The sequence below is a fragment of the Aeromonas sp. R10-1 genome (assembly GCF_040908465.1).
GTDB classification, from domain to species: Bacteria; Pseudomonadota; Gammaproteobacteria; order Enterobacterales; family Aeromonadaceae; genus Aeromonas; species Aeromonas caviae.
In genome coordinates this window covers 23348-49980 of the sequence record NZ_JBFODT010000003.1, presented here as the reverse complement: position 1 = coordinate 49980, position 26633 = coordinate 23348, and the positions used below count along the sequence as shown (strand labels likewise).

At 61.7% G+C, this 26633-nt stretch carries 24 protein-coding genes and 4 tRNA genes; 12 read left to right on the top strand and 16 right to left on the bottom strand.

Annotated features, from left to right (window positions below):
* Positions 1-112 precede the first annotated feature (112 nt).
* From AB5Y93_RS00520 to AB5Y93_RS00510, 3 genes are read right to left on the bottom strand one after another with little or no spacing between them, the layout of a single operon-like run.
* Positions 113-3193 (bottom strand): multidrug efflux RND transporter permease subunit, encoded by a 3081-nt coding sequence (locus tag AB5Y93_RS00520; protein ID WP_039040660.1) that lies wholly within the window; start codon positions 3191-3193, stop codon positions 113-115.
* A gap of 15 nt (positions 3194-3208) precedes the next feature.
* Complete coding sequence (locus AB5Y93_RS00515; protein ID WP_201902165.1) at positions 3209-4315, bottom strand: efflux RND transporter periplasmic adaptor subunit; 1107 nt, start codon at positions 4313-4315, stop codon at positions 3209-3211.
* The gene (locus tag AB5Y93_RS00510; RefSeq protein WP_042864666.1) at positions 4312-4902 is read right to left on the bottom strand and encodes a TetR/AcrR family transcriptional regulator; all 591 of its coding nucleotides are present in this window, start codon (positions 4900-4902) and stop codon (positions 4312-4314) included. The genes AB5Y93_RS00515 and AB5Y93_RS00510 overlap by 4 nt, the downstream gene beginning before the upstream one ends.
* 263 nt (positions 4903-5165) lie before the next feature.
* On the opposite strand from AB5Y93_RS00510, the gene AB5Y93_RS00505 reads away from it, so the two are divergent.
* The 5 genes from AB5Y93_RS00505 to AB5Y93_RS00485 all read left to right on the top strand — a co-directional run bounded on the left by AB5Y93_RS00505 (position 5166) and on the right by AB5Y93_RS00485 (position 6299).
* Positions 5166-5242, top strand: a tRNA-Arg gene (locus tag AB5Y93_RS00505).
* Between the two features lie 50 nt (positions 5243-5292).
* Positions 5293-5368 (top strand) — tRNA-His (locus tag AB5Y93_RS00500).
* A 20-nt stretch (positions 5369-5388) separates the two neighbouring features.
* Positions 5389-5474 (top strand) — tRNA-Leu (locus tag AB5Y93_RS00495).
* 58 nt (positions 5475-5532) lie between these two features.
* Positions 5533-5609 (top strand) — tRNA-Pro (locus AB5Y93_RS00490).
* Between the two features lie 171 nt (positions 5610-5780).
* Positions 5781-6299, top strand: coding sequence for a lectin (locus AB5Y93_RS00485; protein ID WP_368228628.1), 519 nt, complete (start codon positions 5781-5783; stop codon positions 6297-6299).
* 70 nt (positions 6300-6369) lie between these two features.
* Here the strand turns inward: AB5Y93_RS00485 and AB5Y93_RS00480 are convergent, their stop codons facing one another.
* The 7 genes from AB5Y93_RS00480 to AB5Y93_RS00450 form a co-directional block, all read right to left on the bottom strand.
* Positions 6370-7173, bottom strand: coding sequence for a Cof-type HAD-IIB family hydrolase (locus tag AB5Y93_RS00480; RefSeq protein ID WP_368228627.1), 804 nt, complete (start codon positions 7171-7173; stop codon positions 6370-6372).
* A gap of 103 nt (positions 7174-7276) precedes the next feature.
* Entirely contained in the window at positions 7277-8317 is a 1041-nt protein-coding gene (locus AB5Y93_RS00475) for an alpha/beta fold hydrolase (protein WP_368228626.1), read from the bottom strand.
* Positions 8307-9050 carry a tRNA (guanosine(18)-2'-O)-methyltransferase TrmH gene (trmH, locus tag AB5Y93_RS00470; RefSeq protein ID WP_185367323.1) on the bottom strand — a complete coding sequence of 248 codons (744 nt, stop codon included), beginning with the start codon at positions 9048-9050 and terminating at the stop codon, positions 8307-8309. The genes AB5Y93_RS00475 and trmH overlap by 11 nt, the downstream gene beginning before the upstream one ends.
* A gap of 107 nt (positions 9051-9157) precedes the next feature.
* The gene (spoT, locus tag AB5Y93_RS00465) at positions 9158-11275 is read right to left on the bottom strand and encodes a bifunctional GTP diphosphokinase/guanosine-3',5'-bis pyrophosphate 3'-pyrophosphohydrolase (protein WP_039040667.1); all 2118 of its coding nucleotides are present in this window, start codon (positions 11273-11275) and stop codon (positions 9158-9160) included.
* 135 nt (positions 11276-11410) lie between these two features.
* Positions 11411-11686, bottom strand: coding sequence for a DNA-directed RNA polymerase subunit omega (rpoZ, locus tag AB5Y93_RS00460; RefSeq protein ID WP_005307060.1), 276 nt, complete (start codon positions 11684-11686; stop codon positions 11411-11413).
* Positions 11687-11765: 79 nt separating this feature from the next.
* Entirely contained in the window at positions 11766-12392 is a 627-nt protein-coding gene (gene gmk / locus AB5Y93_RS00455; protein ID WP_161470538.1) for a guanylate kinase, read from the bottom strand.
* Between the two features lie 286 nt (positions 12393-12678).
* Positions 12679-13749, bottom strand: a complete 1071-nt coding sequence (locus tag AB5Y93_RS00450) for a glycosyltransferase family 9 protein (RefSeq protein ID WP_368228625.1) — start codon at positions 13747-13749, stop codon at positions 12679-12681.
* A gap of 138 nt (positions 13750-13887) precedes the next feature.
* Here AB5Y93_RS00450 and AB5Y93_RS00445 point away from each other — a divergent pair, with 138 nt between their 5' ends.
* Positions 13888-14601, top strand: coding sequence for a 3-deoxy-D-manno-octulosonic acid kinase (locus tag AB5Y93_RS00445; protein WP_368228624.1), 714 nt, complete (start codon positions 13888-13890; stop codon positions 14599-14601).
* A gap of 170 nt (positions 14602-14771) precedes the next feature.
* Positions 14772-15635: a GGDEF domain-containing protein gene (locus AB5Y93_RS00440; RefSeq protein ID WP_368228623.1), complete on the top strand. Its 864-nt coding sequence runs from the start codon at positions 14772-14774 to the stop codon at positions 15633-15635.
* A gap of 63 nt (positions 15636-15698) precedes the next feature.
* Here AB5Y93_RS00440 and AB5Y93_RS00435 read toward each other — a convergent pair whose 3' ends face one another.
* Positions 15699-16553, bottom strand: coding sequence for a carboxylate/amino acid/amine transporter (locus AB5Y93_RS00435; RefSeq protein WP_368228622.1), 855 nt, complete (start codon positions 16551-16553; stop codon positions 15699-15701).
* Between the two features lie 42 nt (positions 16554-16595).
* Here AB5Y93_RS00435 and AB5Y93_RS00430 point away from each other — a divergent pair, with 42 nt between their 5' ends.
* On the top strand, positions 16596-17066 hold the full coding sequence (locus tag AB5Y93_RS00430; RefSeq protein ID WP_039040696.1) for a DUF6314 family protein: 471 nt from the start codon (positions 16596-16598) through the stop codon (positions 17064-17066).
* Between the two features lie 105 nt (positions 17067-17171).
* Here AB5Y93_RS00430 and AB5Y93_RS00425 read toward each other — a convergent pair whose 3' ends face one another.
* Positions 17172-17333: a hypothetical protein gene (locus AB5Y93_RS00425; RefSeq protein WP_010672325.1), complete on the bottom strand. Its 162-nt coding sequence runs from the start codon at positions 17331-17333 to the stop codon at positions 17172-17174.
* Entirely contained in the window at positions 17318-18217 is a 900-nt protein-coding gene (locus AB5Y93_RS00420) for a DMT family transporter (RefSeq protein WP_045522666.1), read from the bottom strand. Before AB5Y93_RS00420 ends, AB5Y93_RS00425 begins: the two co-directional genes overlap by 16 nt.
* 91 nt (positions 18218-18308) lie before the next feature.
* Here AB5Y93_RS00420 and AB5Y93_RS00415 point away from each other — a divergent pair, with 91 nt between their 5' ends.
* Positions 18309-19283, top strand: coding sequence for a LysR family transcriptional regulator (locus AB5Y93_RS00415; protein WP_041212089.1), 975 nt, complete (start codon positions 18309-18311; stop codon positions 19281-19283).
* Here AB5Y93_RS00415 and trpS read toward each other — a convergent pair.
* Both trpS and AB5Y93_RS00405 read right to left on the bottom strand, forming a co-directional pair.
* Positions 19262-20275 (bottom strand): tryptophan--tRNA ligase, encoded by a 1014-nt coding sequence (gene trpS / locus AB5Y93_RS00410; protein ID WP_104455000.1) that lies wholly within the window; start codon positions 20273-20275, stop codon positions 19262-19264. The two genes, AB5Y93_RS00415 and trpS, sit on opposite strands and share 22 nt — an antisense overlap.
* A 191-nt stretch (positions 20276-20466) precedes the next feature.
* Positions 20467-20901: a universal stress protein gene (locus tag AB5Y93_RS00405; protein ID WP_010672329.1), complete on the bottom strand. Its 435-nt coding sequence runs from the start codon at positions 20899-20901 to the stop codon at positions 20467-20469.
* A 452-nt stretch (positions 20902-21353) separates the two neighbouring features.
* On the opposite strand from AB5Y93_RS00405, the gene fabV reads away from it, so the two are divergent.
* Positions 21354-22541: an enoyl-ACP reductase FabV gene (gene fabV / locus AB5Y93_RS00400; protein WP_160837954.1), complete on the top strand. Its 1188-nt coding sequence runs from the start codon at positions 21354-21356 to the stop codon at positions 22539-22541.
* A 17-nt stretch (positions 22542-22558) separates the two neighbouring features.
* On the opposite strand, the gene AB5Y93_RS00395 is transcribed toward fabV, so the two are convergent.
* Positions 22559-24343, bottom strand: a complete 1785-nt coding sequence (locus AB5Y93_RS00395; RefSeq protein WP_103243938.1) for a GGDEF domain-containing protein — start codon at positions 24341-24343, stop codon at positions 22559-22561.
* Positions 24344-24552: 209 nt separating this feature from the next.
* Here AB5Y93_RS00395 and ftnA point away from each other — a divergent pair, with 209 nt between their 5' ends.
* A complete protein-coding gene (ftnA, locus tag AB5Y93_RS00390; protein WP_010672333.1) occupies positions 24553-25077 on the top strand; it encodes a non-heme ferritin in 525 nt (174 codons plus the stop codon).
* A gap of 162 nt (positions 25078-25239) precedes the next feature.
* Entirely contained in the window at positions 25240-26424 is a 1185-nt protein-coding gene (locus AB5Y93_RS00385; RefSeq protein ID WP_368228621.1) for an NAD(P)/FAD-dependent oxidoreductase, read from the top strand.
* Positions 26425-26633 lie beyond the last annotated feature (209 nt).

Here is a 26633-nt window from a genome sequence, read left to right as displayed (position 1 = left end):
TGCGGTCTGGATTGAGTGCGGTTTAGTTTAACTGCTTCATGGACTTATGTCGTGTGTCATCCAATGGATAAAAATAAGGCCCCTTTCGGGGCCTTTTTTGTGTGGGCTGGGATCAGTGACCGCCCTTGGCTTTTGCCGGGATGGATTCGTCGAATTCCGGCAGCGGCTTGTGTTCGGATGCCAGGAAGGTGTAGATGACCGGCAACACGAACAGGGTGAACAGGGTGCCGATGGCCAGACCCGCCACGATGACGATGCCGATGCTGAAGCGCTGTGCCGCCCCCGCACCCGAGGCATAGAGCAGCGGGATAAGGCCTGCGATCATCGCCGCCGTGGTCATCAGGATGGGGCGCAGACGGACCTTGGCAGCCTGCATCACGGCTTGCATCCGGTTCAGACCATGCAGCAGCTGCTCCTCCTTCGCCACCTCGCAGATCAGAATACCGTGCTTGGTAATCAGACCGACGAGGGTGATGAGACCGACCTGGGAGTAGATGTTCATGGTGGCCATGCCCCACGCCAGGGCGATCAGTGCGCCACTGATGGCCAGCGGCACCGACACCATGATGACCAGCGGGTCACGCACGGATTCGAACTGGATCGCCAGCACCAGGAAGATGATGGCCAGGGCCAGGGCGAAGGTGGCGTAGAGCGCATTCCCTTCGGTCACGAACTGGCGGGCTTCCCCCATGAAGTCGTAACGATAGCCTTGGGGCAGCTTCTCTTCCGCGGTCGCCTTGAACCAGTTGATCGCATCCCCCATGGCCACGCCCGGTGCCGGCACGGCGCCGATGGTGGCGGAGTTCAGCTGGTTGAAGTGGGGCAGGGCACGGGGCTCTCCCTTCACTTCAATCTTGATCAGGCTGCCCAGCGGGATCGATTTGCCGTCGGCGGCACGCACGTAGTACCCCTTGATGGACTCGGGGTTGAGACGGAACTTGCGCTCCACCTGCGGGATCACCTCGTAGGAGCGGCCATCCAGGTCGATACGGTTGACGTAACCGTCCGCCATCATGGTGCCCATGGTGATGCCGATGTCCTGCATGGTGATGCCGTAGGCACCCGCCTTGTCCTTGTCGATGCTGATCTTCATGGTGGCCGAGTCGTAGTTCAGATCGAGATCCGAATAGACGAACTGGCCGTTGGCCTGGGTTGCCGCCAGCATCTCACCCGCGATCAGGAACAGGCTCTCGAAGCTGTTCGGGGTGGTGATGACGAACTGGATGGGCAGACCGCTCGAGGCCCCCGGCAGTTCCGGGAACTGGAAGGTGGTGATGGCCATCCCGGGGATGTCCTTCACCAGACCGGCGACCCGATCCAGCACCTCTTTCTGGCTCGCTTCACGCTGGCTCCAGGGCACCATGGAGGCGATACCGAACGCCTGGTTGGAGTTGAACACCCCCGAGAAGACCTGGGAGTAAGCAATCTCCGGCTGGTCGTCCAGGACTTTGTTCACGTCCGCCATGGTGTTTTCGATGTAGTCCAGGTTGGCGTTGGAAGGTGCCGTCCCCAGCACAGCCATGACGCCTTTGTCCTCGGACGGGGCCAGCTCGCTCGGAATGAACTTGAACAGCAGCGGCAGGCTGGCGAACACGATGACGGCAAACAGGATGACCACGATGCGCTTTTGCATCACGGCATGGAGCATGGCGTCGTAGCGGGCCGTCATCCGGTCCAGCAGATCGTGCACGGTACGCTCGAACTTGCCGGGCTCCTCGTTGGCCCTGAGCATCTTGGCGCACATCATGGGCGACAGGGTCAGGGCGATGATGCCCGAGACGAACACGGCGCCCGCCAGGGTCAGCGCGAACTCCTTGAACAGGGAGCCGGTGATGCCCCCCATCAGGGCGATGGGCGCATACACCGCCGCCAGGGTGACCGTCATGGCGATGACGGGCACGGCGATCTCCCGGGTACCTATGATGGCGGCCCGGAACGGCTCTTCCCCTTCCTTGATGTGACGGTCGACGTTCTCCAGCACCACGATGGCGTCATCCACCACCAGACCGATGGCCAGCACCATCGCCAGCAGGGTCATGAGGTTTATGGAGAAGCCGAACATGTCCATCATCATCACGACGCCGATGAGGCTCAGGGGAATGGTGATGATGGGGATGATGACCGCCCGGAACGAACCGAGGAACAGGGTGATCACCACCAGTACGATGGCGGCCGCCTCCAGTATGGTCTTGATGACCTCGTGGATGGATTCGTTGATGGCGATGGTGGAGTCATACAGGACGTTCACCTGCATGGTGCTCGGCATGTTGCGCTTCAGGCTCGGCAGCAGCTCCAGCACATCGTGGGCGATGTTGATGGGGTTGGCTGTCGGGGCTGCGTTGATGGCCAGAACTACGGCCTCGCGGCCGTTGGCGCTGGCGCGATAGATGTCGTGGCTTTTCTCCAGGGAGACCTTGGCGATGTCGGAGAGACGGATCACCTTGCTGTCGCGGGTGGCGACCACAAGACGCTTGAGCTCTTCGATGTTGCCGACCTGGGTCTCGGCGTTGCCGTTGAACAGGGTGAAATAGCCGGTGGCCTGGCCGGTCGCGGACTGATAGTTGTTGCTGTTGAGCACCGTCATCACGTCGCTTGAGGTCAGGTCAAAGGCGGCCATCTTGGCCGGATCCAGCCACACCCGCAGGGCGAATTCGACCCCGCCATACAGATCCACCTTGGAGACCCCGCCCACGGTAAACAGCTGGGGCTTGATGACCCGCTCCAGGTAGTCGGTGATCTGGCTGGAGTTGAGCTCCGGGCTGGTGAAGCCCATGTAGAGCACCGCCGTGGTGGAGCCGGTGGAGGAGGTGACCGAAGGGTCTTCCGCCTCTTTGGGCAACTGGGAACGCACCGAGTTGACCTTGGCCAGGATGTCGGACAGCGCGGCGTTCGGATCGGTGTTGAGCTTCATGTACGCCGTCACCGTGGAACTGCCCAGCTGGCTCGAGGAGGTCATGAAGTCGATGTTGTCGGCCTGGGCGACCGCCTGCTCCAGGGGCTGGGTGATGAAGCCCTGGATCAGATCCGCACTGGCGCCATAGTAGCTGGTGTTGACCGTGATGACGGTATTGATCACCTCGGGGTATTCACGCACCTGCATCTTGAAGATGGCCTGGAAGCCCAGCAGGGCTATCAGGAAGCTGAGCGAGATCGCCAGCACAGGCCGTTTTATGAATATGTCAGTAAATCGCATCGCAGCTCTCCGCGCTTACAGCATCGGGGTTTGTGCCGGAACGGCAAGGGCATCGTTCTCGACCACGTGCACCTTGGTATCGTTGCTCAGGCGAACCTGACCCGACAGCACGATTTGATCGCCAGCCTTGATGCCGGACAGCACATGGACATCGTTGCCGCGACGCTCACCTGCCTTGACCACCACCTGCTTGGCGCGTTTCACGCCGTCAGCCTCGTGAATGACGTAGACGTTCTCGCCATAGAGGGTGAAGGATATGGCGGACTGCGGGATCACGATCTGGTCTTTCACCGTGGGCAGTATGATGCTGGCGCGGGCGAACATGCCGGAACGGAGCTGGCCGTCGTTGTTCGGAATGTCTGCCTGCACCTGGATCAGGCCGCTCTGATAGTTGACCGCGGGCTCGATGGCTGTGATCTGGCCGTCAAACTGGGTCTGGGGATAGGCATCCACGTTGATCTTGATGGTCTGTCCCAGGGTGATTTTGGAGATGTCGGTCTGGGGCACGGTGAAGCGCAGGCGCATCACGCTGGTGTCTTCGAGGCGCACAATCTGGGTACCCGGTTCCAGATACTGGCCGAGGAAGACGTTGCGCAGGCCCACGGCGCCGCTGAAGGGGGCACGCACCTCACGACGGGCGATGGTGGCCTTCAGACTTTCGATGTCCGCCTCCAGGGAGCGGTAGCTTGCCTCGGCATCATCCAGCTGGTCACGGGAGATGGAGTTCTTCTGATAGAGGTTCTTGTAGCGCTCGAACTTGGCCCTGGCTGCCGGCAGTCTGGCCTGGGAAGAGTTCAGATTGGCTTTTTCCACACTGGAGTCCAGGCTCAGCAGCAGTTGATCCGCTTTGACATGTGCCCCCGATTCGAACCGGATGCTGTCGATGGTGCCTGACAGCTCGCTGGAGAGGGTGACCCCCTGGTTCGGCTCGATGAAGCCGATGGCTTCAATGGTGGGGACCCAGTCCTGCGCCTTGGTGACCATGGCGGTGACCGGGAACTCGGGCTCGGGCCGATTGGCCATGAACTCTGCAATCTTCTTCTGCTTGAACATATTGAAGCCGATGACACTGCCAAACAGGGCGAGTGCTATCAGCAACATGATGGCCATCCACTTTTTCATGAACAGGCTCCTGTGATGGAAACATTAGGGTTTAAAATGGCATTCCAGCTGGCCCGGATGACCGTCTCCAGCTGTTCCTGCGTCAATTCGAAATCGTGAACCCGGCGCTGCTGTGCCAGGTTGGCCACGCAATCCAGACTCAATGCTTGCAACACCAGAATGGGGAGATCGATGAAGAGTCCCTGTTGGCGTCCTTGCTCAAAGAAGCGCTCAAGTGGCGCCCACGTCGCCATTATGACCGGATCCCGCTCCAATTCAGCCCCCAATGGAGAACTTTCGTACTGCAATTTGCACTTGAGTGCATTGGGGTAGCTGGTGAAGATGGCATCGATGTTGAGCCAGAGGCGTCGATACTGCTCATAGGACACCTCTTCTATCTGCACACCTTCCATGACCAGGGGATGACACTTGAGGATAGTGTGCTGATAGAGCTGGCGGATCAGGTCATCCTTGTCGCTGAAATAGCGATAGATGGTGCCTGCCGCCACCTTGGCTTTCTTGGCGACCACGGCAATGGAAAGGCCGTAGAAGCCCTGCTCGCCGAGGATCTCGTGAGCTGCTTCGAAAATACGTTCTTTCTTATCCATGGTTATCAGAGGTCAACGACTGAATGAATGTTCATTCATTCTAGGTGGGCGCAAAGGCAAGTCAAGCATTGCCCATCATCTCTGACCCTATGGGGTGAGGGATTCAAAAAGTAGTGGGGAATTGCTGGATCCAGCCTGAACAAAACAAAAATAGTTGAAAAGGGGCGGAAGTGATTGAAAAACAGGCACTTGATTCTTTGTGTCAAAAAAAGAGTAGACAAGGTCGGCATCATCATCAATAATGCGCCCCGTTCGACAGCGTAGCGCCCGTAGCTCAGCTGGATAGAGCGCTGCCCTCCGGAGGCAGAGGTCACAGGTTCGAATCCTGTCGGGCGCACCATCAAAAGTGCGCCGGTTAAACGGGCGTGTTGAAGAACGAAAACAGCTGTGGTGGCTGTAGCTCAGTTGGTAGAGTCCCGGATTGTGATTCCGGTTGTCGTGGGTTCGAGCCCCATCAGCCACCCCATTTTACAGCTTGTCAGGTACGCGAAGGTGGCGGAATTGGTAGACGCGCTAGCTTCAGGTGTTAGTGCCCCCCGGGTGTGAGGGTTCGAGTCCCTCTCTTCGCACCATACTTGCTGTATGACGAGGATGACCAGATGGTCATCTTTGTGTTTTTAGAATACCCCTCGGTGATTAGCGCAGCCCGGTAGCGCATCTGGTTTGGGACCAGAGGGTCAAAGGTTCGAATCCTTTATCACCGACCACATTTGAAAACCCCGCTCAGGCGGGGTTTTTGCTTTTTGGCGTTTCTCTTCCGCTTTTTCCTGTCACGTCTTTTTACACTTCTTCAGGCGCCTGTTCGCCACGAGTTCGCTATGCTGGGGCCCGGAGCCGCGAGACAGGGGACGCTCGGGCACGGACCAGATACAAGGCCTATGCATCACCATATCACTTCTCTTCAACTCTCCGTGCTGGCCATGGCCGCACTGCTGCTGGGTGGTTGCGCCCTGCAGCCGAAACCGGAAGCTCTTCTGATGGGCGCCGCCCCCAAGCCAAAGGCGGAACTCGAGGCCACCTTGGTAACCAGTGGTGGCTTCTGCGTGACCCTGAGCGAGCAGGGCCGTCTGCTGACTCAGCCCTGTGATCAGCAATCGAACCAATCATTCAGCTGGGATGTCGGTGCCCTGCAACTGGCCGGGGATTGCCTGGTCGCCAAAGGGGAGGATGGTCTGGGGATGGAGGCGTGCCGGGAGGAGAGCCATCAATGGCTGTGGCAGGGGGATCGTCTGTTCAATCGGCAGGTGTCACTGTGCCTGGATGTGGCGGGTCGCCGTCACAAGCCGGCCGTCCCCCTGCGCCTCGCCGAATGCTATGGCGGCGCCAACCAGAGCTTTGAGTGGACGCCATCCGGCACGCTGTTGAACCGTCTGATGCACCCGGCACTGACGTGGTGACAAGAGAGCGAGAAGCAAAAAGGGTGGCCCATGTGGCCACCCTTTTTCGATCCGCGACGGGAGTACCGTATCAGCGGGTCTGGGAGGCGAACAGGTTCTCCAGATAGACGGCAACGCCATCTTCATCGGAAGTGAGGGTCTGTTCGTGCTCTGGCAGGGCCTGTTTGAGGCGATCGTGGGCGTTGCCCATGACCACGCCACGGCCCACCATGCTCAGCATCTCGAGGTCGTTCATGCCATCGCCAAAGGCCACTGCCTGTGACATCTCCAGCCCGTGCTGCTCCAGCACGGCGCGCACGGCATTGCCCTTGTGCACGCCGGCGTGCATCACCTCGAGGCAGTCAGGCAGGGAGAAGGTGACGTTGATCCGATCACCATATTGCTGGTTGAGGTGCGCCTCTATCTTCAGCAGCTTGTCGTGGTCGCCGATGTAGAACACCTTGTTGACCCTGTCCTTCGGGTGGTTGGCCAGATCCGCCAGGCGGTAGCTGAAGCCGGAGTCGTGATGGAACTGCAGCAACCAGGGCAGCTCCTCTTCCACCAGCCACTCGTCGCCGTAGTAGACGTTGATGTGGATGGACGGGTCGCGTTCCATGGCGATCAGCTCGGCCGCCACCGTGCTCGGCAGCGCCTGGTTGTAGACCAGCTGATCCTGCTTGTCGTGTACCACGGCGCCGTTGGAGGTAATGAGGTAGATATCCAGCCCCAGTGCATCGCGGATGCTGCGTACATCCACATGGTGACGGCCGGTGGCGACCACGAACTTGACGCCCTGATCGACCAGGCGGTGCAGGGTATCCCGGGTGCGGGAGGAGATCTGGTGCTGCCCGTTGAGCAGGGTACCATCGAGATCGGACACAACTACCTTGAACATCATTACCTCGACTTCAATTGAACGCCGGGGGAGTGTACCCCAGCGTCTGCCGTCACCCCATTTATTTAGGGATCCAAAAAATAACCAGCCCCTTCTGGTCGCGTCAGTAGCGCGCGAAGAAGGCCAGGGTCGTATTGAGCGCGGCCTGGCGCTGGGGATCCGCCTCGATGAAGAGCTCGTGCCAGGCCCCGTCGATGCGCAGCGGCTTGCCCCCTTCACATTGGGCCTTGGCGCAGAAGGCCTCCTGGGCGGCGTTGTCCACCACGCTGTCCTCGCCGGCCTGCAGCAGCAGCAGCGGCGTCTTGATGGTGCCTGCGTCGGCTACGGCCGCGTCCGATCCTGTGATGGCCTGATGGATCCAGTGGGCGGTGGCGCCCCCCAGCCTGACCTGGGGATGCTGTTCGTAGATCTGGCGGAAGGCCTGATAACGCGCCGTGCTGTGGGTCAGCTCGTTGTCGGCAAAGCCGTGATCCTCATAGGGTCCCTGACTCGGGCCGTAGGGGGGCTCACCCACCCAGCCGCCGACCGTGCCGATGGTGGCCGCCAACCCCTTGGCCAGCCACTTGGGCAGGCCGCCGAGGTTGATGCCCATCATGGGGGAGGAGAGCACCGCCGCCTGGATGTCGTTCGGCCAGCGTTCCAGATAGCGGGCCGAGATGGCCCCCCCCATGGAGTGGGCCAGCAGGAACAGCTTGGCAGGCTTGTCCGGTACAATCACTTCGTCATGAAACTGTTTGAGATCGGCGACATAGTCGTCGAACTGGTCGACATACCCCTTCTCTTTGTCGGCCAGCATGCGGTCTGACATTCCCTGGCCGCGATGATCGATGAGGTAGAGGCTGTAACCCTGGCGCCAGAGATCCCAGGCCAGCTCCTGATACTTGAGGTAGCTCTCGACCCGGCCGTTGACGATGAGGATGGCGCGATCGATCTTGGGCTGGCGCAGGGCGGCATAGCGGAGGGTGACCCCGTCCTTGCCCTTGAACTCCCCCTCGACGGCATGCTGGCGCCAGAAGTCGGGCAGGGTCTGCTGATAGAGGGCGGGAACGTCGGCTTCAGTGGTCAGCTGGTAAGGATTGCTCACGGCAAGGGCTCCGGCAGAAAACAGGGTCAGGGCCAGCAGGGGCAGGTGGTTAAGCTTCATCAGTGTACTCTTCCGAAGGATCATCCGATTGATGGGCGGCCCAGCCCTTGCGGGTCAGCTGCATCTGCTGCCACCAGCGTTCGTCCGCCAGGATCTCGCCGGCCGGACCGAGCTGGGGGTAGGGCATCTCTTTCTCCTTGCAGAGCTGGGCATAGACGGGATAGCCCCCCTCGAACAAGATGGTGTTCTGCTCTTCGGGCGTGAGTGGGCAGCCGCGCTGATAACAGCCGGCCAGTTCGCGCTGGCGCTGGGCCTCGTAGAGGATGGCGGCGGCGGCCACCGAGACGTTGAGGGACTGCACCATGCCCACCATGGGGATGACGATATGGTGATCGGCCAGGGCCAGCGCCTCTTCGCCGATGCCGTGCTTCTCCTGGCCCACCAGGATGGCGGTGGGTCTGGTGTAGTCGATGGCACGAAAGTCCACCGAGCTGTCGGAGAGGTGGGTCGCCAGGATCTGCATGCCGGAGGCCTTGAGTTCGGCCACCGCGCTGCCGATATCCGGGTGCAGCTTCACGTCCACCCAGTTCTGGCTGCCGCGGGCGGTGCCCTTGCGCTTGTGGATCCAGCTCTTGGGCCAGACCGCGTGCACCCGGTGGATACCGATGGCATCGGCAGTGCGCACGATGGCGGCCAGGTTGTGAGGTTTATGAACCTCTTCCATGCAGACGGTCAGGTCGAGCTGGCGCTGGGCCAGCATGTCGGAAATGCGTTTGAAGCGTTCAGGAGTCATGTCGGTTTCTATGTCGTGAGGCCGGTGCATGCAACAAGGCTGGTGGCCTGCGGCATGGGGCCCTGGGTATCTCTTGAAAAGCAGCAGGCGGCTTGCGCCGCCTGTGTTCAGTTTTTCTGTCGGCTCACCCTGAGCACGTTGGGCATGACCCGGATCTTGCGCATGATGTTGGCGAGGTGGATCCGGCTCTTGGTGGTGATGAGCAGGGTGACCACATAAACCCGGCCATCTTTCTCCTCGGTGCTGATGGCGTGGATGTTGGCGCCGGTGGCGGCAATCACGTTGGCCAGCTCCGCCAGGGCGCCCTGGTGGTTGACGATCTCGATGCTGATGCCGGTGCGGAATTCCTGCTCCTGCTCCTTGTCCACCTCCCACTGCACCGGCAGGTATTTGTCCGGTTCGCGGCTGTAGCCCTTGATGTTGCGGCAGGACTCCTGGTGGATCACCAGTCCCTTGCCCGGGCTGATGTGGGCGATGATGGCATCCCCCGGGATGGGACGGCAGCAGTTGGCGAAGGTGACCAGCATGCCGTCGGCCCCCTTGATCGGCATCTTTTTGCTGGTGGATTTGGGCTGCTCTTCCGGCGGCAGTTCATCTCCCAGCATGCGGCGTGCCACCATGACGCTCATGGCGTTGCCAAGGCCCACGTCGGCCAGCAGCCCCTGCAGGTTCTCGTGTTTGGTGTCGGCCAGCACCTGCTTGACGCGGGCTTCCGGGATGTCTTCGATGTTCTTGGCGCCGAGGGCATGGTTGAGCAGGCGGCGTCCCAGCACCACAGACTCTTCGGTGCGCAGGTTCTTGAGGAACTGACGTATCTTGGAGCGCGCCTTGGTGGTCACCACGAAGTTGAGCCAGGCCGCGTTCGGGCGGGCGCCGGGGGCCGTGATGATCTCCACCGTCTGACCGGAGTGCAGCGGGCTGCTCAGCGGATAGGGGTGGCGGTCGACCCGGGAACCGACGCAGGCATGACCGATGTCTGTGTGCACCGTGTAGGCGAAGTCCACCGGGGTGGCGCCGGCGGGCAGCTCCATGATGCGGCCCTCCGGTGTGAAGACGTAGATCTCGTCGGGGAAGAGGTCGGTCTTGACTCCCTCGATGAACTCGAAGGAGCTGCCGGCGCTCTGTTGCAGCTCCAGCAGGCTCTGCATCCAGCGCTGGGCGCGGATCTGGGCCGTGGTGCCCGAGCTGTCCCCATCCTGCTTGTAGGCCCAGTGGGCGGCGACGCCCTTGTCGGCCATCTGGTCCATGAACTCGGTGCGGATCTGCACCTCCACCGGTACCCCGTGGGGCCCCACCAAGGACGTGTGCAGGGACTGGTAGCCGTTGGTCTTGGGGATGGCGATGTAGTCCTTGAAGCGACCGGGGCGCGGCTTGTAGAGGCTGTGCATCTGCCCAAGCACCCGGTAGCAGGTGTCTATGTCTTTCACTCTCACTCTGAAAGCATAGATATCCATCACTTCGTGGAATTGCAGTTCTTTCTTCTCCATCTTGTTGTAGATGGAGAACAGGTTCTTCTCGCGTCCGCTTACCTGGGCATCGATACCGGCTTCCCGCAGACGCCCCTCAATCTCGCTCTGGATGGAGTCGATGATCTCGCGCCGGTTGCCACGGGCGCGGCGTACCGATTCCCGCAGCACCCGGGAGCGCATGGGGTAGAGCGCCTCGAAACCGAGCTCTTCCAGCTCGTTCTTCATGGTGTGAATACCGAGGCGGTTGGCGATGGGGGCGAAAATCTCGAGGGTTTCCCGGGCGATGCGGCGGCGCTTGTCCGGTCGCAAGGAGCCGAGGGTACGCATGTTGTGAGTGCGGTCGGCCAGCTTGATCAGGATGACCCGGATGTCCTGGGTCATGGCCATCATCATCTTGCGGAAGTTCTCGACCTGGGCTTCCTTGCGATCGCGGAACTTCAGCTTGTCGAGCTTGGAGACACCGGAGACCAGCTCGGCGACGGCGTTGCCAAACTGCTCGGCAAGATCGTCCTTGGTGACAGGGGTATCTTCGATGACGTCGTGCAGCACGGCAGCCATCAGAGTCTCATGATCGAGGCGCATGTCGCCCAGGATGCGGGCCACGGCAACGGGGTGGGTGATGTAGGGTTCACCACTGGAACGCATCTGTCCCTGGTGAGCATCACGGGCTACCACATAGGCTTGCCTGAGCTTCTCAACCTGCTCGGGTGGCAGGTAGGAACTGGCTATTTCTTTAAGATTTTCAAATAAATACAAGACAGTCCCCGCAGCGGTTAAACGGCAATCCGTGAAATTGAGGGTATGCCCTCGAGTTTGCGAGGTTTTCGAGCGGTTGTAAATGGGGAGAACAGCCGGCACCCGGGCGGGCGCCGACTATGGGAAGCGACTGACTTAGCCGCGACCTTCTGCGATGGCAGCAACGGCAGCCAGCTCGGCGGCTTCCTGCTCTTGCTGCTCGTAGCGGTCCTGAGTATCCATCACCTGGTTGTTGACCAGACCCAGTTCGATCTCGCGCAGGGCGATCACGGTCGGCTTGTCGTTCTCTTCGTCGACCAGGGGATCCTTGCCTTGTACCGCGATTTGACGAGCGCGGCGCGCGGCGACCAGCACCAGGTCAAAACGGTTACCTACCTGTTTTACAGCATCTTCTACAGTAACGCGGGCCATGCGGGACTCCAGTGTTTGGGCTTTCTGTGATTGAAAAAGCGGTGTTTAAAAATGACGCAAAAGTTTACTTGTTTTTGGCTTACTCTGCCAGTAGCTGTTTCAGCAAGTTTTGCTGGGCCTGCTGTTGCTGACGCATTTCCAGGCGCTGGCACTCTATGATGGCCCTGAGCTGGAACAGTGCCTGCTCAAAGTCTTCATTGATGATGACATAGTCATACTCGTCGTAGTGCACCATTTCGGCAATGGCTTTCTCCATCCGGCCCTTGATCACCTCGGCGCTGTCCTGGCCGCGGCCGATCAGGCGGCGCTCCAGCTCCTCGCGGCTGGGGGGCAGGATGAAGATGGACTTGGTCGGCATCAGTTCGCGGATCTGGCGGGCACCCTGCCAGTCGATGTCGAGGAAGACGTCGATGCCCTGCGCCAGACAGGCCTCGATGGCGGCGCGGGAAGTGCCGTAGTAGTTGCCGAAGACTTCTGCCCACTCCAGAAAGTCACCGCGCTCGATCAGCGCCTTGAACTCTTCCACCTTGACGAAGTGGTAGTGCACCCCGTGCTCTTCACCGGGACGGGTGGCGCGGGTGGTGTGGGAAACCGATAGCTGCATCTTGCCGGCGGCGTTGTGCTGGGTCAGCAAGGCATTGAGCAGGCTGGACTTACCGGCCCCGCTCGGGGAAGAGATGATATAGAGAGTGCCTTGTTGCGCCATGTCTGTACCTTTAAGCGATGATCCGCGCTTTGGTTGTAGCAGAGGCCGCCGTCTTGTGCCCGATAAGGGAGACGGTTGCTCGCAATGCGCGGAGGAATCAGAGTCAGGAGGATGTAAAGGCGGCGAATGTTAGCAGATGGGGGCGGATAAAAAAACGGCCGGAATCATATTCCAGCCGATCAAAATATCCGTAGCTTGCTGTGCGGGCGTTACCCGCATAGAGGGCCATTCTGCCCACGGAGCCGGGGCCGGGCCATCAGATTATCCCTGCGCCAGGGCTCGGAATTTACGAGTTGCCCTGGGTCGGTAGAAGATGCTTGTCGGTACAGAGGCGGTCGAAGGCGGCGATGACCCGCTCGCGGCTTATCTTGGCCATGGCGTCCGGATCCTTGAGGCGGGTGCGCCAGCCGAGCTCGGCCAGCGGCTTGCCGGTCTCCTGCTCAATCAGTTCCTGATAGACGCTGACCAGATAATCCCGGCACAGATAGGGGCCGGTACGCTCCGGGTTGTGGTGGGCGTAGAGGCCGATCACGGGTGTTCCCACCAGGGTGGCCATGTGGGCAGGGCCGGTATCCGGGGCCAGCACCAGGCTCGCCTCGCCAATCAGCGCCAGCAATTGCTTGAGGCTGGTCTGCCCCACCAAATCTTCCGGCTTGCTCTGGCTGAGGCGCTGGATCTCGGCGGCGAGATCCCGCTCCAGCCTGGCCGGTCCGCCACACAGATAGACCTGAAAGCCCTTGTCTGCGGCGTGATCCGCCAGCGCGGCATAGCCGGCGGCAGTCCAATTCTTGAATGCCTTGCTGGCAGCGGCGCAGATGAGCAGGGTCGGCTTGCCGCCAATTTTCTCCTTCGCCCAGGCCTGGTGCTCGGCGCTGATGGGCAGTTGCCAGTCCGGGGTCAGATCTTTTATCCCGAGCTCTTTGGCGAAGGCGAGAAAGCCGTCCAGCACGTGGGGGGAGGCGGGTGAGGGGACCCGATGGTTGGTGAACAGCCACTGACCGTCGCTGGCGCGCTCCCGATCAAACCCGAGTTTGACCTTGGCCTTGATGCCGAGGGTGGCGATGCTAGCGCGCATGGCGGCCTGCAGGTGGAGCAGGGCATCGAACCTGCGCCCCTTGAGGGTCTGCCAGAGATCGCGATAGCCGCGCCACCCCTTGCTCTTGTCGAAGGGAATGACCTCGACCCCCGGCAGATCGGCGAACAGGGTCGCCTCAATCTTGCCGGTGATCCAGGTGATGCGGGTCTGGGGCCACTCCCGCTGGATGACGCGCACCAGCGCCAGCGCGTGGCAGCAATCTCCGATGGCGGAGAGCCGCAGGATGCAGATGGAGGAGGGCGGCGTTTGGAACAGCGGCATGATGTGGCGCAACGATGGCAAAATGGATGGATGGCATTATGCAAACTCCCCTGTGGATTGTAAAATTGCGCCGGTTGCCCGACCGGCACGGCTTTCTGAATGGATGCCTTGCACTCACTATCGACCGGAATTCTCATCATGCTGACACACACCACCCACAACCAGGTCTGCTGGTATGCCGACGGAGTCTTCCGCGATCCTTCCCCTGCCTTGTTCGATCCTGTCTGGTGGCAGACCCATCGCCAGGTGGTGGGCTCTTCCATCGGCCGCGGGGTGACCTGGTTCGTGAAGGATGAATCCCGCCACTTGGTGCTGCGTCACTACTACCGTGGCGGCATGGTGGGCAAGCTGGTGCGTGACCGGTTCTGGTTTGAGGGGGTGGAGAGCAGCCGGGCCATGGCTGAATATCGTCTGCTGGCGACCCTGAGTGAACAGGGGCTGCCGGTGCCGCGCCCCTTTGCGGCCCGCATGGTCAAGCAGGGACCCTTCTATCGGGCCGACATCCTGATCGAGCGCATTCGCGGCGCCAAGGATCTGGTGGCCCTGCTCAAGCAGGGGCCGATCGTCGGTGAGGTGTGGCACAAGATAGGCAAAACGGTGCGCCAGTTGCACGATGCAGGGGTCTATCATGCGGATCTCAACAGCCACAACCTGCTGCTCGACAAGGAGGTCAAGGTGTGGGTGATCGACTTCGACAAAGGTGCCATCCGCTCCCCCGGCAACTGGCAGCAGGCCAACCTGGAGCGGTTGCTGCGCTCCTTCAACAAGGAGTCGCAACTGCACACCAGCTTCCACTTCGTGCCGGAGAACTGGCAGGCGCTGATGGCAGGCTATCAGGGCAAGGTGGCGTGACGTCGGGTTCCACTTTGTAGCTGGAGGCTGGCAGGCCGCTGATGGCGGACCACCAGAGGCGAGAGGTGCGAGGCCAGCGATGCTGGCGCGGTTGCTCGGCGCCAGCACCAATGTTACTTATTGAGTGTGATTGCTTGGACAGATATTCAGATCCGGTTTCGAGGCGCGTGATGGAAAGGTATGAGACTCCCGGGGTTGAGGTCACCACTCCCCTTGAGGTGACGCTGATGGCACAGGCCATGGCGATGTTGGAGGCCGGGATCTGGACCTGGTCGGCCGGGCAGGGTCTGAAGCGGGACCCTTCCTGTCTGCAACTGCTGGGTCTGGAGAGGGGCGAGCTGGGAGATCTCGGCTGGCTGGATCGGGTACATCCGGATGATGCTCCCCGTCTGGCAGAGGCCCTGGAGGCCTGTCAGCAAGGGCGCAGCAACGGGCTTCGACTCGAGTACCGCATCCTGCACCATCAGGGCCATTACATCCGGCTGGAGGAGCGGGTCCGTCGCGACGAAGGGGGTCAACTGCTGGGGGTGGTTCGCCATCTGGATGCCGCCATGGCGCCCCTGGAGGATCGCCACGACACGGATCCCCTCACCGGCCTCGAGAGCCGCAGCCACTTCGAGCTGTTGCTGGATGAACGGCTGGCCAGCGAGAGCGGCAGTTTCTGTCTGCTGCAGTTCAGCGTGGATCACCGCAGCAAGATCCTGCAGTTGTTCGGGGAGGCGGCCTGCGACGCCATGCTGGCCAAGCTGGCCCGCATCGTGCGCCGCGAGCTGCGTCGGGAAGATCCCTTCGCCCGTTGGGACGAAGACGGCTTCATCCTGATGCTCTCCCAGACCGATCGGTTGAGCGGCCTGGAGATTGCCGAGCGGCTGCGTCTTGAGATCGCCGACGCCAGCCTGCTGCCCCAGCGTCCGGTGACCGTGAGCATCGGCCTGGTGCAGAGCCAGAGTGCCGAGCAGCTCGATCACCTACTGGCCCGGTTGGCCTCCTGCCACGGTCAGGCGAAGCGGGAACACAACGCCGTGGTCGGCTGACGGCCAGTCACTGTCCGCGTACCCATTGACGCCGATGGACCCATCAGCGTCAATGGTTTTCAGTCAGCGCTCACTGACCTGCTGACGCTGGCAGACCCAGAGAGAAGCCAGCATCAGCAGGGCGCCCAGACCGAGCCTGAGCAGGTCGGTATCCTTTCCCCAGAGCACCAGATTGACCAGCAGACCCGCGGGGATCAAGGCGTTGTTCATGATGGCCAGCACGCCGCTGCTGACCAGGGTCGCCCCCTTGTTCCACAGGAAGTAGCCGAGCCCGGATGCCCCGACCCCCAGCCAGAAGAGGATGCCCCATTGCAGGGAGCTGGCGGGATATTGAGGTTTGCCCAGCAGCCACCAGGCGGGCAGGGCGATCACCAGGGCGCCCAGATAGAAGCAGCCGAACACCGCCAGCTGGGGCGGCTGCTCAGCCTCCCGGGCCAGCAGCACCTTGTAGCCTACCTGGCCCAGGGCGAAGCAGACGTTGGCGCCCTGCACCACCAGGAATCCCAGTACATAGTTTTCGGTCAGGCCGTCGAAACGGATGACGGCCGCCCCCAGCACCGCCAGCAGGGCCCCCCACAGATAGACAGGCTTGAAGCGCCCTTCCAGCAGGTCGTGGATCAGGGTGACATAGATGGGGGTGAAGATGGTGAACACCAGCACTTCCGGTACCGTCAAGAGCAGGAAGGAGTGGTAGTAGAAGAGATACATGATGCCGAGCTGGATGGCACCGAGGGCCATCAGCTTGGCCACCAGACCGGGGCGCAGCCAGCGACGGCGCAGGAAGGGCAGAAACACCAGGCTGGCGAGCACGATGCGGGTCAGTACCGAGAAGTAGGCATCCACCTGACCGGCAAGGTAGACCCCGATCAGGCTGAAGGAGAAGGACCAGAGCAGGGTAACCCCTATCAAGTAGTTCATGTGATTGAATTGTCGTCAGTTGTCAATTTGGAGGGCGCTATGATGGCCGAGTTGGAAGGCGCGATCCAGCGTTTATGGGAAGGGTTGTCACAGATCGGAGCATTTGCCTTCGAGGCGAGCAACGGGGTCGGATCCGCCACCGACTGGTGCGGTCGCGGGGAGGGTGCCGTGGTGGTGACCGATCACCATGGGGGGTGGCTGTATGCCGAGACGGGTCGCTACACCACGCCCCATGGCCGGGAGCTGACCATGCACAACCGCTTCTGGTGGCAGCGCACCGCACGAGGGATCATGCTCTCCCACCTGCGCTACGAGCAGCCGGTGATGTTGTTCGAGCTGTTGCCCCGGGGGGACGGGCACTGGGTCACGGCCGAGCCTCACCTGTGCGGGCAGGATCACTACAGCGCCGAGCTGACCGAAACCGGTGAGGGTTTCCTGCTCGCCTGGCAGATAACGGGGCCGCGCAAGAACGAGCGGTTGAGTTATCGCTACGGACCAGAGGCGCAGAGATAAAAAAACCGGCGCAGGGCGCCGGTAGAGGGGACAAATCGGAGGTTTTGTTAAAACGGTCCCAAAAACAGGAGAGATACACTCTCGTCACACACGCAGAGAGGGTCTTCAGGCATTCAGTGCATAGTTCAGCATGGCTTGCAGCTTGCTGTCGAAGAACCAGGGCAGCAGCACCATCAGCAGACCCAGCACCCCGGCCAGCCGGTGGCGATACTGCCAGCCGGCTATCAGTACCAGACCGCCGCAGAGGGTGGTCAGGATGCCTGACATAGGGCAGCCTCCCGCTGTTGGCGGCGCTGCTGTGCCCACTGGTTGAGGGCGACCGAACCCAGGATCAGGGCCAGCGCCACGCCCGTGGTGGACTGGATCTGCTCGCCGAGGAACAGGGCTCCCAGCATGACGCCGAACAGCGGCACCAGGTAGTTGCTGAAGGAGGCGAAGGTCGGGCCCGCCTTCTGGATCAGCGCCATGTAGAGGAAGTAGACCAGGCCGGTACAGAAGATCCCCAGCATGGCGACGGCGCCCATGGCCTGCTGGCTCGGCAGGGTGAGGGTGCTCAGGTCGGCCACGAAGGGCGCGGCCAGCAGCAGCTGGATAGCTGAGGAAATCAGGATGTTGCGGGCCACGACCACAGGATGGTCCTTGGCGAAGCGCTTGATCATCAGCAGGCCGATGGCGAAGCAGCTGGCACCAAACAGGATGGCCATGGCACCGAGCAGGCCGGCATTCATGCCGCTGGTCAGCTTGGGCCAGAACAGTACCAGTACGCCGATGAAGCCGATGATCACGGAGACGAGGCCGCCCTTGGTGATTCTTTCACCAGAAATAAACAAGGGAGCCGCCAGAATGGTCACAAAGGGGATACAACCCATGACCACGGCCGCGATGGCGCTGTCCACGTACTGTTGTCCCCAGGCCACCATGATGAAGGGGATGGTGGCGTCGAGCAGGGCGATCAGCATATAGGTTCGCCAGGGCGTGTGTTCACTCTTGAGGCGCATGAACAGGCAGAGCAGACCCAGGGTCAGGCTGCCGCACAGGGCGCGTCCGGCGGCCACCATGATGGGGGGCAGTTCAGCCACGGCCTGGTGCATGAAAATGAACTGGGAGCCCCACAACAGGCCGATCGCCAGCAACAACAGATAGCTACGCATTTGAATCTCCGATGTAATTCGCCTGCGCATTCTATGCAATCTGCTACTATGCCAAAAATGAATTGTCGTCATTCAACTATGGCCAATATCGATGGAACTGCCCCTCTCCCGCCTCGACCTCAACCTGCTCACCGTGTTCGACATGCTGATGCAGGAGCGCAACGTCACCCGTGCCGCCGAACGGCTGCACCTCTCTCAGTCCACCGTCAGCCATGCGCTGGGGCGCTTGCGCCAGGCGCTGGATGACCCGCTGTTCGTGATGAGCCGGCGCGAGATGATGCCGACCGAACGGGCCAAGGCGCTGGCGAGCCCGGTGCGCCAGGCGCTGGCCATGCTGGAGCAGGGGCTGCGTCAGGCCAAGGGATTCGACCCGGCAAGTGCCCGGCGGATCTTTCGCATCGCCACCCCGGGCTCGGTGGAGCACGGCCTGGTGCCGGTGCTGGTGGAGTGGATGGTGCAGCAGGCTCCCCACTGCCGACTGGAAGTGTGCGAGCTGGCGGACAGCGACTACGAGCGGGAGTTGGAGAAGGGGGAACTGGATCTGGTGATCGGGTTTGCCGGTGCCAACCACCTCTCGCCCCGGTTGTGGCGCGAGGAGTGGTTCAGCAATCCGCTGGTCTGTTTGTCGCCCCTCGGCAGCGCCCTGCCCGACATGCTGGGGCCGGGAGAACTGGTCAGCCGCCCCCATATCCACACCTCCAGCTGGGGCCACAGCCAGGCCATGGTGGATCTCTGGCTGGCCCGTTTCGGGGTGGAGCGGGAGCTGGGTGTCAGGCTGCCGAGCTTTATGGCGGTACCGCCGCTGATGGCGACCGGCCGCTACCTGGTGGTGGTGCCCGAGATGATCGGGCGCCACTTCTGTCGCCACTATCCGTTGCGCCTGCACCAGCTGGAACCCGCCATCCCCATCGTCTACCTGATGGCGGGCCACCCGCTCAGTGCCCATGACGAGGCGATCGGTTGGTTCAAGGGGTTGTTGCACCGACTGGCGAGGGAGCGCTACGGCGCGGATGCGCTCGGCCATCCCGCGCCGCAGGGAGCAGATCACGCCAATCCGGAGAAGTAGTCCAGCCCCATCGCACCCTTCACCTCGGCCAGCACCTCGTCGGTGAGGGCCCGGGCCTGCTCGGTGCCCTGCTGCAACAGGCGCAGCAGCTGGCGCTTGTCGGCGATGGCTGCCTCGCGACGCTCCCGCATCGGAGCGAGCAGGGTCTGCAGGCAGTCGTTGAGTACCTGCTTGCAGCGCATGTCCCCCAGACCACCGCGCTGGTAGTGGGCCTTCATCTCGGCCACCAGTGCCTTGTCGGGGTGGAAGGCATCCAGATAGGCGAACACCGTATTGCCCTCCACCTGACCCGGATCGCTCACCTTGAGGTGATTGGGGTCGGTATACATGGCGAACACCGCCTGCTTGATCTCGTCGCTCGACATGCCGAGTTCGATGGTGTTGCCAAGGGACTTGGACATCTTGGCCTTGCCGTCGATGCCGGGCAGGCGGCCGGTGTCGCTCAGGATGGGCTGGCACTCGGTCAGCACCTCTTTGCCAACCAGGGTGTTGAAGCGGCGCACTATCTCGTTGGTCTGCTCCAGCATGGGCAGCTGATCCTCGCCCACCGGTACGTGAGTGGCACGAAAGGCGGTGATGTCGGCGGCCTGGCTGACCGGATAGACGAGGAAGCCGGCGGGCAGGCTGCGCTCGAACCCTTTTTGCTGGATCTCGGCCTTCACCGTGGGGTTGCGCTCCAGCCGGGCGACGCTGACCAGGTTGAGGTAGTAGGTCGTGAGTTCGGCGAGGGCGGGCAGGGCGCTCTGCAGGCAGAAGGTGGTCTTGGCCGGGTCGAGGCCAGCGGCCAGGTAGTCGGCCATCACCTCCAGCACGTGATCGGTCACCTTGGCCGGGTTGTGGCCGTTGTCGGTCAGCGCCTGCAGATCGGCGATCATGACGAACTGGCGGTAATGGTGCTGGGCGGCCACGCGCTGGCGCAGGGAGCCGACGTAATGGCCGATGTGCAGTTTGCCGGTGGGGCGGTCGCCGGTCAGGATCACGGGGTTGTGCATGTCACTCTCTCCAGTTGGGTGAGCCGGGAGGCGACAAAGGGATGAAAACAATGACCGCCTCTCGGCGGTCACGGTGTTTTCTTTTGGAAATTTTACAGAGAAAAGCAGTGCCGCCTGTTTAGAAGCAGCACCACCAGTAGTTGTGATTGAAGGAGGTCATATTCATGGCAAATCACACTACGCCTGTTCGATCACTTCTGCAAGGGCACGACCAGCATGTCGCAGGGCACGGTATTCATCAGCTGGCGTGCGCTCGAGGTGAGCAGGCTCCAGAAGCTCTGGCGATGGCCGCACACCAGCAGGTCGATCTGGTAGTCCTTGACCGCCTGGTTGACCCGCTCGCTCAGATCGCCGCAGATCACCAATTTCTTTTCGATGGGGTAGTCCACCGAGGCGAGGAAGGCTTCCAGCTTCTCCTTCGCTTCGGCGATCACCTGGTCCTGCACGTTGTCGATGTCGATGTCGATCATCTCGGTGTAGAGATCCTTGAGGTCCACATCCACATGGATCACCGACAGCTTGGCGCCGTTGGAGCGGGCCCGGTCGACCGCCTTCTCGATCACCTTGCGGTTGTCTTCCGACAGGTCGATCGCGGCCAGTACGTGTTTGTAATAGGTTCCATTCATGGGAGTTCTCCTCACTGATCCTGGGTCCACTATACCAATGTCTGCTGAAACTAAAACGGCATCGTCGCCACAGTTTCAGGATTTGCCTGACCCCGAACCGGAAGGCGTAGAGGTGCAGGTGGCCGGGGAGTGCATATTTTGAACAGGAGTTTGACGCCGGTCACAGGCGTGCTATTGCCCCCGGGAAGGTGGGGGAATAGGATGTGCCCGTGCTTCGCAATGAACACAAAACAACAAAAAGCATCTGAATACCGCTTTGGGGAGCCTCGCGCTCCCTTTTGTTTTTCTGCCCTCTTCCAGTCCATATCCCGTCCGACATCAAGGTAATCCCGCCCCCCTTGGTTATGCTGTAGCCAGTTCCCTTGGCAAAACGGCCAGGGCCCCTCACCTGCAACCGGGTGACGCTGTCATGGCCGTTTCTCATGTCCCACCGATGCACCGGAGAGTCCTTCATGATCATTCATCCCCAGATCCAGGGTTGTGTTGCCCGCAATTGCCACCCCATGGGTTGTCGCGCCGCCGTGCTGCAACAGATCGAACAGGTGCGGGCGGCGGGGCCGTTCAACGGGCCGAAACGGGTGCTGGTGCTGGGGGCATCGTCCGGTTTCGGGCTGGCGTCCCGGATCGCGCTCACCTTCGGCGCCGGGGCCGATACCCTGGGCGTCTCGTTCGAGCGGGGTCCCTCCGACAAGGGGCTCGGCAGTGCTGGCTGGTACAACAACATCTGGTTTCGTCAGGCGGCGGAGCAAGCCGGTCGCATCGCCGTCAACCTGATCGGGGATGCCTTCTCCGACACCATGCGCCAGCAGGCCATCGACGTCATCCGCCAGCAGCTCGGGCAGGTGGATCTGGTGGTCTATTCGCTGGCGAGCGGAGTCAGGGTGATGCCGGATGGCACACAGGTACGCTCGGTGCTCAAGACCACAGGCCAGCCGCTGCAAGGCTGGGGGCTGGATCTGGAGCACGATGCGCTGGTGCAGCAGTCGCTGGTGCCAGCCACCCCGGAGGAGATCCGCGACACCGTCACCGTGATGGGGGGCGAGGACTGGCAGCGCTGGATGCAGGCATTGCAGCAGGCAGATTGCCTAGCCCCCGGCGCCCGGACCGTTGCCTACTCCTATATCGGCCCCGAGTCCACCTATCCCCTCTATCGGGACGGCACCATCGGCTATGCCAAGGAGCACCTGCACGCCACCGCCGAGACCATCAACCTGCAACTTGCCGGGATTGGCGGTCATGCCTGGGTGTCGGTTTGCAAGGCGCTGGTGACCAAGGCGAGCGTGTTTATTCCGGTGCTGCCTGTCTATCTGGGCCTGTTGATGGGGGTGATGAAGGAGCGTGGTGTCCACGAGGGCTGCATTGAGCAGATGCAGCGGCTGTTTGCCGACAAGATGTACGGGCCCAGAGGGGTCGTCGCCGATGGCAACCGGCTGATCCGGATGGATGACCACGAGCTTGAGCCAGCGGTGCAGGCCGCCGTCTCGGCACTCTGGCCCAAGGTGACGCCGGAGAACTTCCGCGCCCTGGGGGATTTTGCCGGGTTGCGCCAGGAGTTCATGCAGCTCAACGGCTTCGAGCTGCCGGGGGTGGATTACGGTGCGCCGGTGAACGTGGCGTCACTCACTGAGCTGACGCCCTGACACCCGCACGAGGGGCATCAGGCGACGTTGCAGGCCAGTTCAGGGGAAAGATTGGGAGACTGGGCCAGTACGGTCTGGTTGCGCCCCTGGCGTTTCGCCTGATACATGGCCATGTCGGCCCGATGGATGAGCTGGCTCAGGCTGTCATCCTGCGTCGAGCGTTCCGCCACTCCGATGCTGATGGTCATGTGGGGGGCGGCCAGGTAGGCGATCCGGCTTCTCAGCTGCTCCGCCAGCCGCCAGCAGGTGGCCCCGTCCTGGGTCATGGCCACCAGAAATTCTTCCCCGCCCCAGCGCCCGATCAATTGCTGGTCCGGTGCCCAGCTCTTGAGCTCCCTGGCCAACTGCCGGATAGCCTGATCCCCCGCCTGGTGACCATGCTTGTCGTTGATCTGCTTGAAGTGATCGATGTCGATGATGAGCAGGGTCAGGGGCGTTTCGTGCAGCCACTGTTGACCCAGTCTCTCCAGCAGGGCGCGACGGTTGGGCAGCCCGGTCAGCTGATCGAAGGTGGCGAGCTTGTAGAGGTGGCGCGAGCTGCGGTGGAGCCTGCGGGTGGTGAGCCCGAGCAGGATCAGAGCGACGGCCAGCAGCACCAGCAGCAGCAATTGGTAGTAGCGGGCACTCTGCTGGTAGAGCAGTTGCTGGCGCTTGCTCTCGTTCTCCTGCTGCAACGCGCGATTGCTGGCCTCGCTGCGAGCCAGATCCATCTCGACCTGGAAGGCGGCCGCGTGCTGGCTCAGGGTCTGGTTGAAGTGCTGCTTGTAGTACTGCATGTAGCGGGTCATGGCCCCGTAGGCCTCGGGGTAGCGGCCCAGATCGGCCAGCAACCTGGCCTGCATCGCCCGACCATCCATGGAGAGAGGAGCGGTGTGCTCCATCAGCAGTTGCAGGGCTAGCTGCTTCTCACCACGACCCAGCAGGGTTCTTGCCCTGATCTCGGTCAGACGGGAGGCCGCCTGCGGGCTATCCAGCCTGTCATAGATGGCTTGTGCCTCCTCCAGGCTGCGCCAGGCTGAGTGCCAGTCCGCCCGTGCGTTGAACACCATGGCCTGGTAGCCGAGGACGATGGCACGATAGTGGGGTGACAGGCTCGGCGTGGCCAGCAGGGTATCGAGCAACTGGCTGGCTCTGGCAGGCTGGCCCATGTCGATGTAGAGCCTGGCCATGTTGGCCCGGATGATGGCCTGGCTATTGGGTTCGTTGAGCTGCACCATCTGGCCGAGGGCATCCTGATAATAGGTCTCGGCCTCACGGTAGAGATTGAGGTCCGCATAGAGATTGCCGAGGGTCATCAGCAGACGGCCGCACTGCAAGGTGGAGAGGATGGAACCCGGCTCTTTCTGCTTGAGGTGATAGGCGGTCTTGAGCTCGAGGATCGCCTCTTTCATCTGCTGGGTACGGTAGAGGGCGAGCCCGTTGAGGGCATGCCACTCCGAGACCTGCCTGGGGTGATGCCGGACCGCCGGCCAGAGCTGGGTGAGCAGCTCGAGCGCCTGATCCGGCGTATCGGCATCCAGGGTCAGGGCAATCTGCTGCAACCGGAAGTCGAGCAGGCGAAGGGTCTCCTGCTGGGCATTGGCCAGACCGCGGGCGCGGGCATTGTCGCGCTGTGCCTGGGGATAGCGGCCAAGGGCTGCCTGGGCCAGGGACCTGGCGTAGAACAGTTCCATATCCTGCTGGGGACTGGCGTCGAGGCGCTGCAGATAGCCGACGGGATCGCGCGCCGCCTGCAATTCAGCCTCTTTCAGCAAGGAGGGAGCTGCCTGCAACTGGGTCATCCAGAGCAGCGCCAGTGCCATTATGAATCTCATTGAATCCTTTCCCCGACCAATGGCGCCATCATAATGGCTGATGTCACCTACACCATGTTTCTTTGCTTCTCTATAACCGTATGGGGGGGAGGATGAGGTGAAAAGTCGTCGCAACTGCGGGGTGCGTCGGTTGTCTCTGGTTGCGTCAGGATGCAACAGTGGCGACAATCGTGGGCAAATCACAGTGGAGAATCATCATGTTGGCCAAAGCCATGATCGAGAAGTTGAACGAGCAGATTAATCTTGAATTCTATTCCTCCAACCTCTACCTGCAGATGAGCGCCTGGTGCGAGGACAAGGGCTTCGAGGGGGCCGCCACCTTCCTGCGCCAGCATGCGGTCGAGGAGCGCCAGCACATGGAGCGCCTGTTCACCTACGTGAGCGAGACCGGCGCCATGCCGGTGCTGGGGGCCATCGAAGCGCCTCCCCATGAATTCAAGTCCCTGGGTGACATCTTCCGCACCACCCTGGAGCACGAATATCACATCACCAAGTGCATCAACGGTCTGGCCCATGTCGCCTTCACCACCCAGGATTACTCCACCTTCAACTTCCTGCAGTGGTACGTGGCCGAGCAGCACGAAGAGGAGAAGCTGTTCAAGAGCATCGTCGACCGTCTGAGCCTGGTGGGCGAGGATGGCAAGGGCCTCTATTTCATCGACAAGGAGCTGGCCGAGCTGGCCAAGGGCGCCCCGGCCAGCATCATGGACGGCAACGCCTGATAGTCGTGGACACTTAGTGTTCAGTCAGTACAATGACGGCCCCTTGTAAAGGGGCCGTTTTCTATTTGCAGGTGTCCTTGTACCGCTGTGCTGGTGTCTGCCGGGTACAATGACGGTCCTTTAAGGTAAAGGGGCCGTTTTTCTTTTGATGGGTGAGTGACGATGAAACAGGTGGATGTGGTGGTGATCGGTGCCGGGGCGGCCGGATTGATGTGTGCGGCCCAGGCTGGCTACCGGGGTCGCTCCGTGCTGGTGCTCGACAACGCCAAGAAGCCGGGCCGCAAGATCCTCATCAGCGGCGGCGGTCGCTGCAACTTCACCAATCATCAGGCGGGTCCCCATGCCTTCCTTTCGGCCAACCCCCACTTCTGCAAATCGGCGCTGGCGCGCTATACCCAGCAGGATTTCATCGATCTGGTGGACAGGCACGGCCTGAACTACCACGAGAAGACGCTGGGCCAGCTCTTCTGCGACGACAGCGCCAAGGATATCGTCGACATCCTGCTGACCGAGTGCGACTGGGCTGGCGTGACCCTGCAGTTCCAGACCGAGATCCTCATCGTCAGCAAGACAGATGAAGGCTTCGTGCTCGACACCAGCAAGGGGGAGATCGCCTGCTCGTCGCTGGTGGTCGCCACCGGCGGTCTCTCCATGCCGAAACTCGGTGCCACCCCTTACGGCTTCAAGCTGGCGGAGCAGTTCGGCCTCACCGTGTTGCCGACTCGCGCCGGGCTGGTGCCCTTTACCCTGCATCAGGCCGACAAGGAGGCCTTCGCCGATCTGGCGGGGGTCAGCCTGCCGGTGGCGGTGACCGCCGAGGATGGCACCCGCTTCAAGGAGGCCATGCTGTTCACCCATCGCGGCCTCTCCGGCCCCGCCATCCTGCAGATCTCCTCTTTTTGGCTGGCGGGGGAGAAGATCCACATCAACCTGCTGCCGGATCTCGACATTCCAGAGACCCTCAAGACCTGGGCCCAGGCCCATCCTGCCCAGGAGCTGAAAACCGTGCTGGGGCGCGAGCTGCCCAAGCGCTTCGTCGACAAGCAGGTGGAGCTGGGATGGCTGGTGAGCAAGCCAATGCGCCAGTACAACGAACGGGAGCTGGAGGCGGTGGCCACCCTGCTGGGGGATTGGCAGATCCTGCCCAACGGCACCGAAGGGTATCGCACCGCCGAAGTGACCTTAGGGGGAGTGGATACCAACGCGCTCTCCTCCAAGACCATGGAGGCGCGCACCGTGCCCGGCCTCTACTTCATCGGCGAAGTGGTGGACGTGACCGGCTGGCTCGGTGGCTATAACTTCCAGTGGGCATGGTCGTCGGGCTGGGTGGCAGGCCAGTACTGCTGAGGGATGCCGCGGCCCTGCGGTGAATGGCCCCGTCAGCGGCCTCTCGGGTGACAACTTCCAGTGGGCCCGGTTGTCGGGCTGGGGGAGAGGCCGTATTGCTGACAAAGAGGCTCGGCGGATGAGTCCGAGCGGATCGGGCCGTGTCAGACGGCCCGAGTGATGGAACCAGACGCGGCCTGCTCAGGCCGCGTTTTTTTATGGTCGGTCGC

What these genes read in the sequence shown, in the direction of transcription:
- AB5Y93_RS00520 (WP_039040660.1), bottom strand. Translation starts at nt 3,193, where the DNA reads ATGCGATTTACTGACATATTCATAAAACGGCCTGTGCTGGCGATCTCG.
- AB5Y93_RS00515 (WP_201902165.1), bottom strand. Translation starts at nt 4,315, where the DNA reads ATGAAAAAGTGGATGGCCATCATGTTGCTGATAGCACTCGCCCTGTTT.
- AB5Y93_RS00510 (WP_042864666.1), bottom strand. Translation starts at nt 4,902, where the DNA reads ATGGATAAGAAAGAACGTATTTTCGAAGCAGCTCACGAGATCCTCGGC.
- AB5Y93_RS00485 (WP_368228628.1), top strand. Translation starts at nt 5,781, where the DNA reads ATGCATCACCATATCACTTCTCTTCAACTCTCCGTGCTGGCCATGGCC.
- AB5Y93_RS00480 (WP_368228627.1), bottom strand. Translation starts at nt 7,173, where the DNA reads ATGTTCAAGGTAGTTGTGTCCGATCTCGATGGTACCCTGCTCAACGGG.
- AB5Y93_RS00475 (WP_368228626.1), bottom strand. Translation starts at nt 8,317, where the DNA reads ATGAAGCTTAACCACCTGCCCCTGCTGGCCCTGACCCTGTTTTCTGCC.
- trmH (WP_185367323.1), bottom strand. Translation starts at nt 9,050, where the DNA reads ATGACTCCTGAACGCTTCAAACGCATTTCCGACATGCTGGCCCAGCGC.
- rpoZ (WP_005307060.1), bottom strand. Translation starts at nt 11,686, where the DNA reads ATGGCCCGCGTTACTGTAGAAGATGCTGTAAAACAGGTAGGTAACCGT.
- gmk (WP_161470538.1), bottom strand. Translation starts at nt 12,392, where the DNA reads ATGGCGCAACAAGGCACTCTCTATATCATCTCTTCCCCGAGCGGGGCC.
- AB5Y93_RS00450 (WP_368228625.1), bottom strand. Translation starts at nt 13,749, where the DNA reads ATGCCGCTGTTCCAAACGCCGCCCTCCTCCATCTGCATCCTGCGGCTC.
- AB5Y93_RS00445 (WP_368228624.1), top strand. Translation starts at nt 13,888, where the DNA reads ATGCTGACACACACCACCCACAACCAGGTCTGCTGGTATGCCGACGGA.
- AB5Y93_RS00440 (WP_368228623.1), top strand. Translation starts at nt 14,772, where the DNA reads ATGGAAAGGTATGAGACTCCCGGGGTTGAGGTCACCACTCCCCTTGAG.
- AB5Y93_RS00435 (WP_368228622.1), bottom strand. Translation starts at nt 16,553, where the DNA reads ATGAACTACTTGATAGGGGTTACCCTGCTCTGGTCCTTCTCCTTCAGC.
- AB5Y93_RS00430 (WP_039040696.1), top strand. Translation starts at nt 16,596, where the DNA reads ATGGCCGAGTTGGAAGGCGCGATCCAGCGTTTATGGGAAGGGTTGTCA.
- AB5Y93_RS00425 (WP_010672325.1), bottom strand. Translation starts at nt 17,333, where the DNA reads ATGTCAGGCATCCTGACCACCCTCTGCGGCGGTCTGGTACTGATAGCC.
- AB5Y93_RS00420 (WP_045522666.1), bottom strand. Translation starts at nt 18,217, where the DNA reads ATGCGTAGCTATCTGTTGTTGCTGGCGATCGGCCTGTTGTGGGGCTCC.
- AB5Y93_RS00415 (WP_041212089.1), top strand. Translation starts at nt 18,309, where the DNA reads ATGGAACTGCCCCTCTCCCGCCTCGACCTCAACCTGCTCACCGTGTTC.
- trpS (WP_104455000.1), bottom strand. Translation starts at nt 20,275, where the DNA reads ATGCACAACCCCGTGATCCTGACCGGCGACCGCCCCACCGGCAAACTG.
- AB5Y93_RS00405 (WP_010672329.1), bottom strand. Translation starts at nt 20,901, where the DNA reads ATGAATGGAACCTATTACAAACACGTACTGGCCGCGATCGACCTGTCG.
- fabV (WP_160837954.1), top strand. Translation starts at nt 21,354, where the DNA reads ATGATCATTCATCCCCAGATCCAGGGTTGTGTTGCCCGCAATTGCCAC.
- AB5Y93_RS00395 (WP_103243938.1), bottom strand. Translation starts at nt 24,343, where the DNA reads ATGGCACTGGCGCTGCTCTGGATGACCCAGTTGCAGGCAGCTCCCTCC.
- ftnA (WP_010672333.1), top strand. Translation starts at nt 24,553, where the DNA reads ATGTTGGCCAAAGCCATGATCGAGAAGTTGAACGAGCAGATTAATCTT.
- AB5Y93_RS00385 (WP_368228621.1), top strand. Translation starts at nt 25,240, where the DNA reads ATGAAACAGGTGGATGTGGTGGTGATCGGTGCCGGGGCGGCCGGATTG.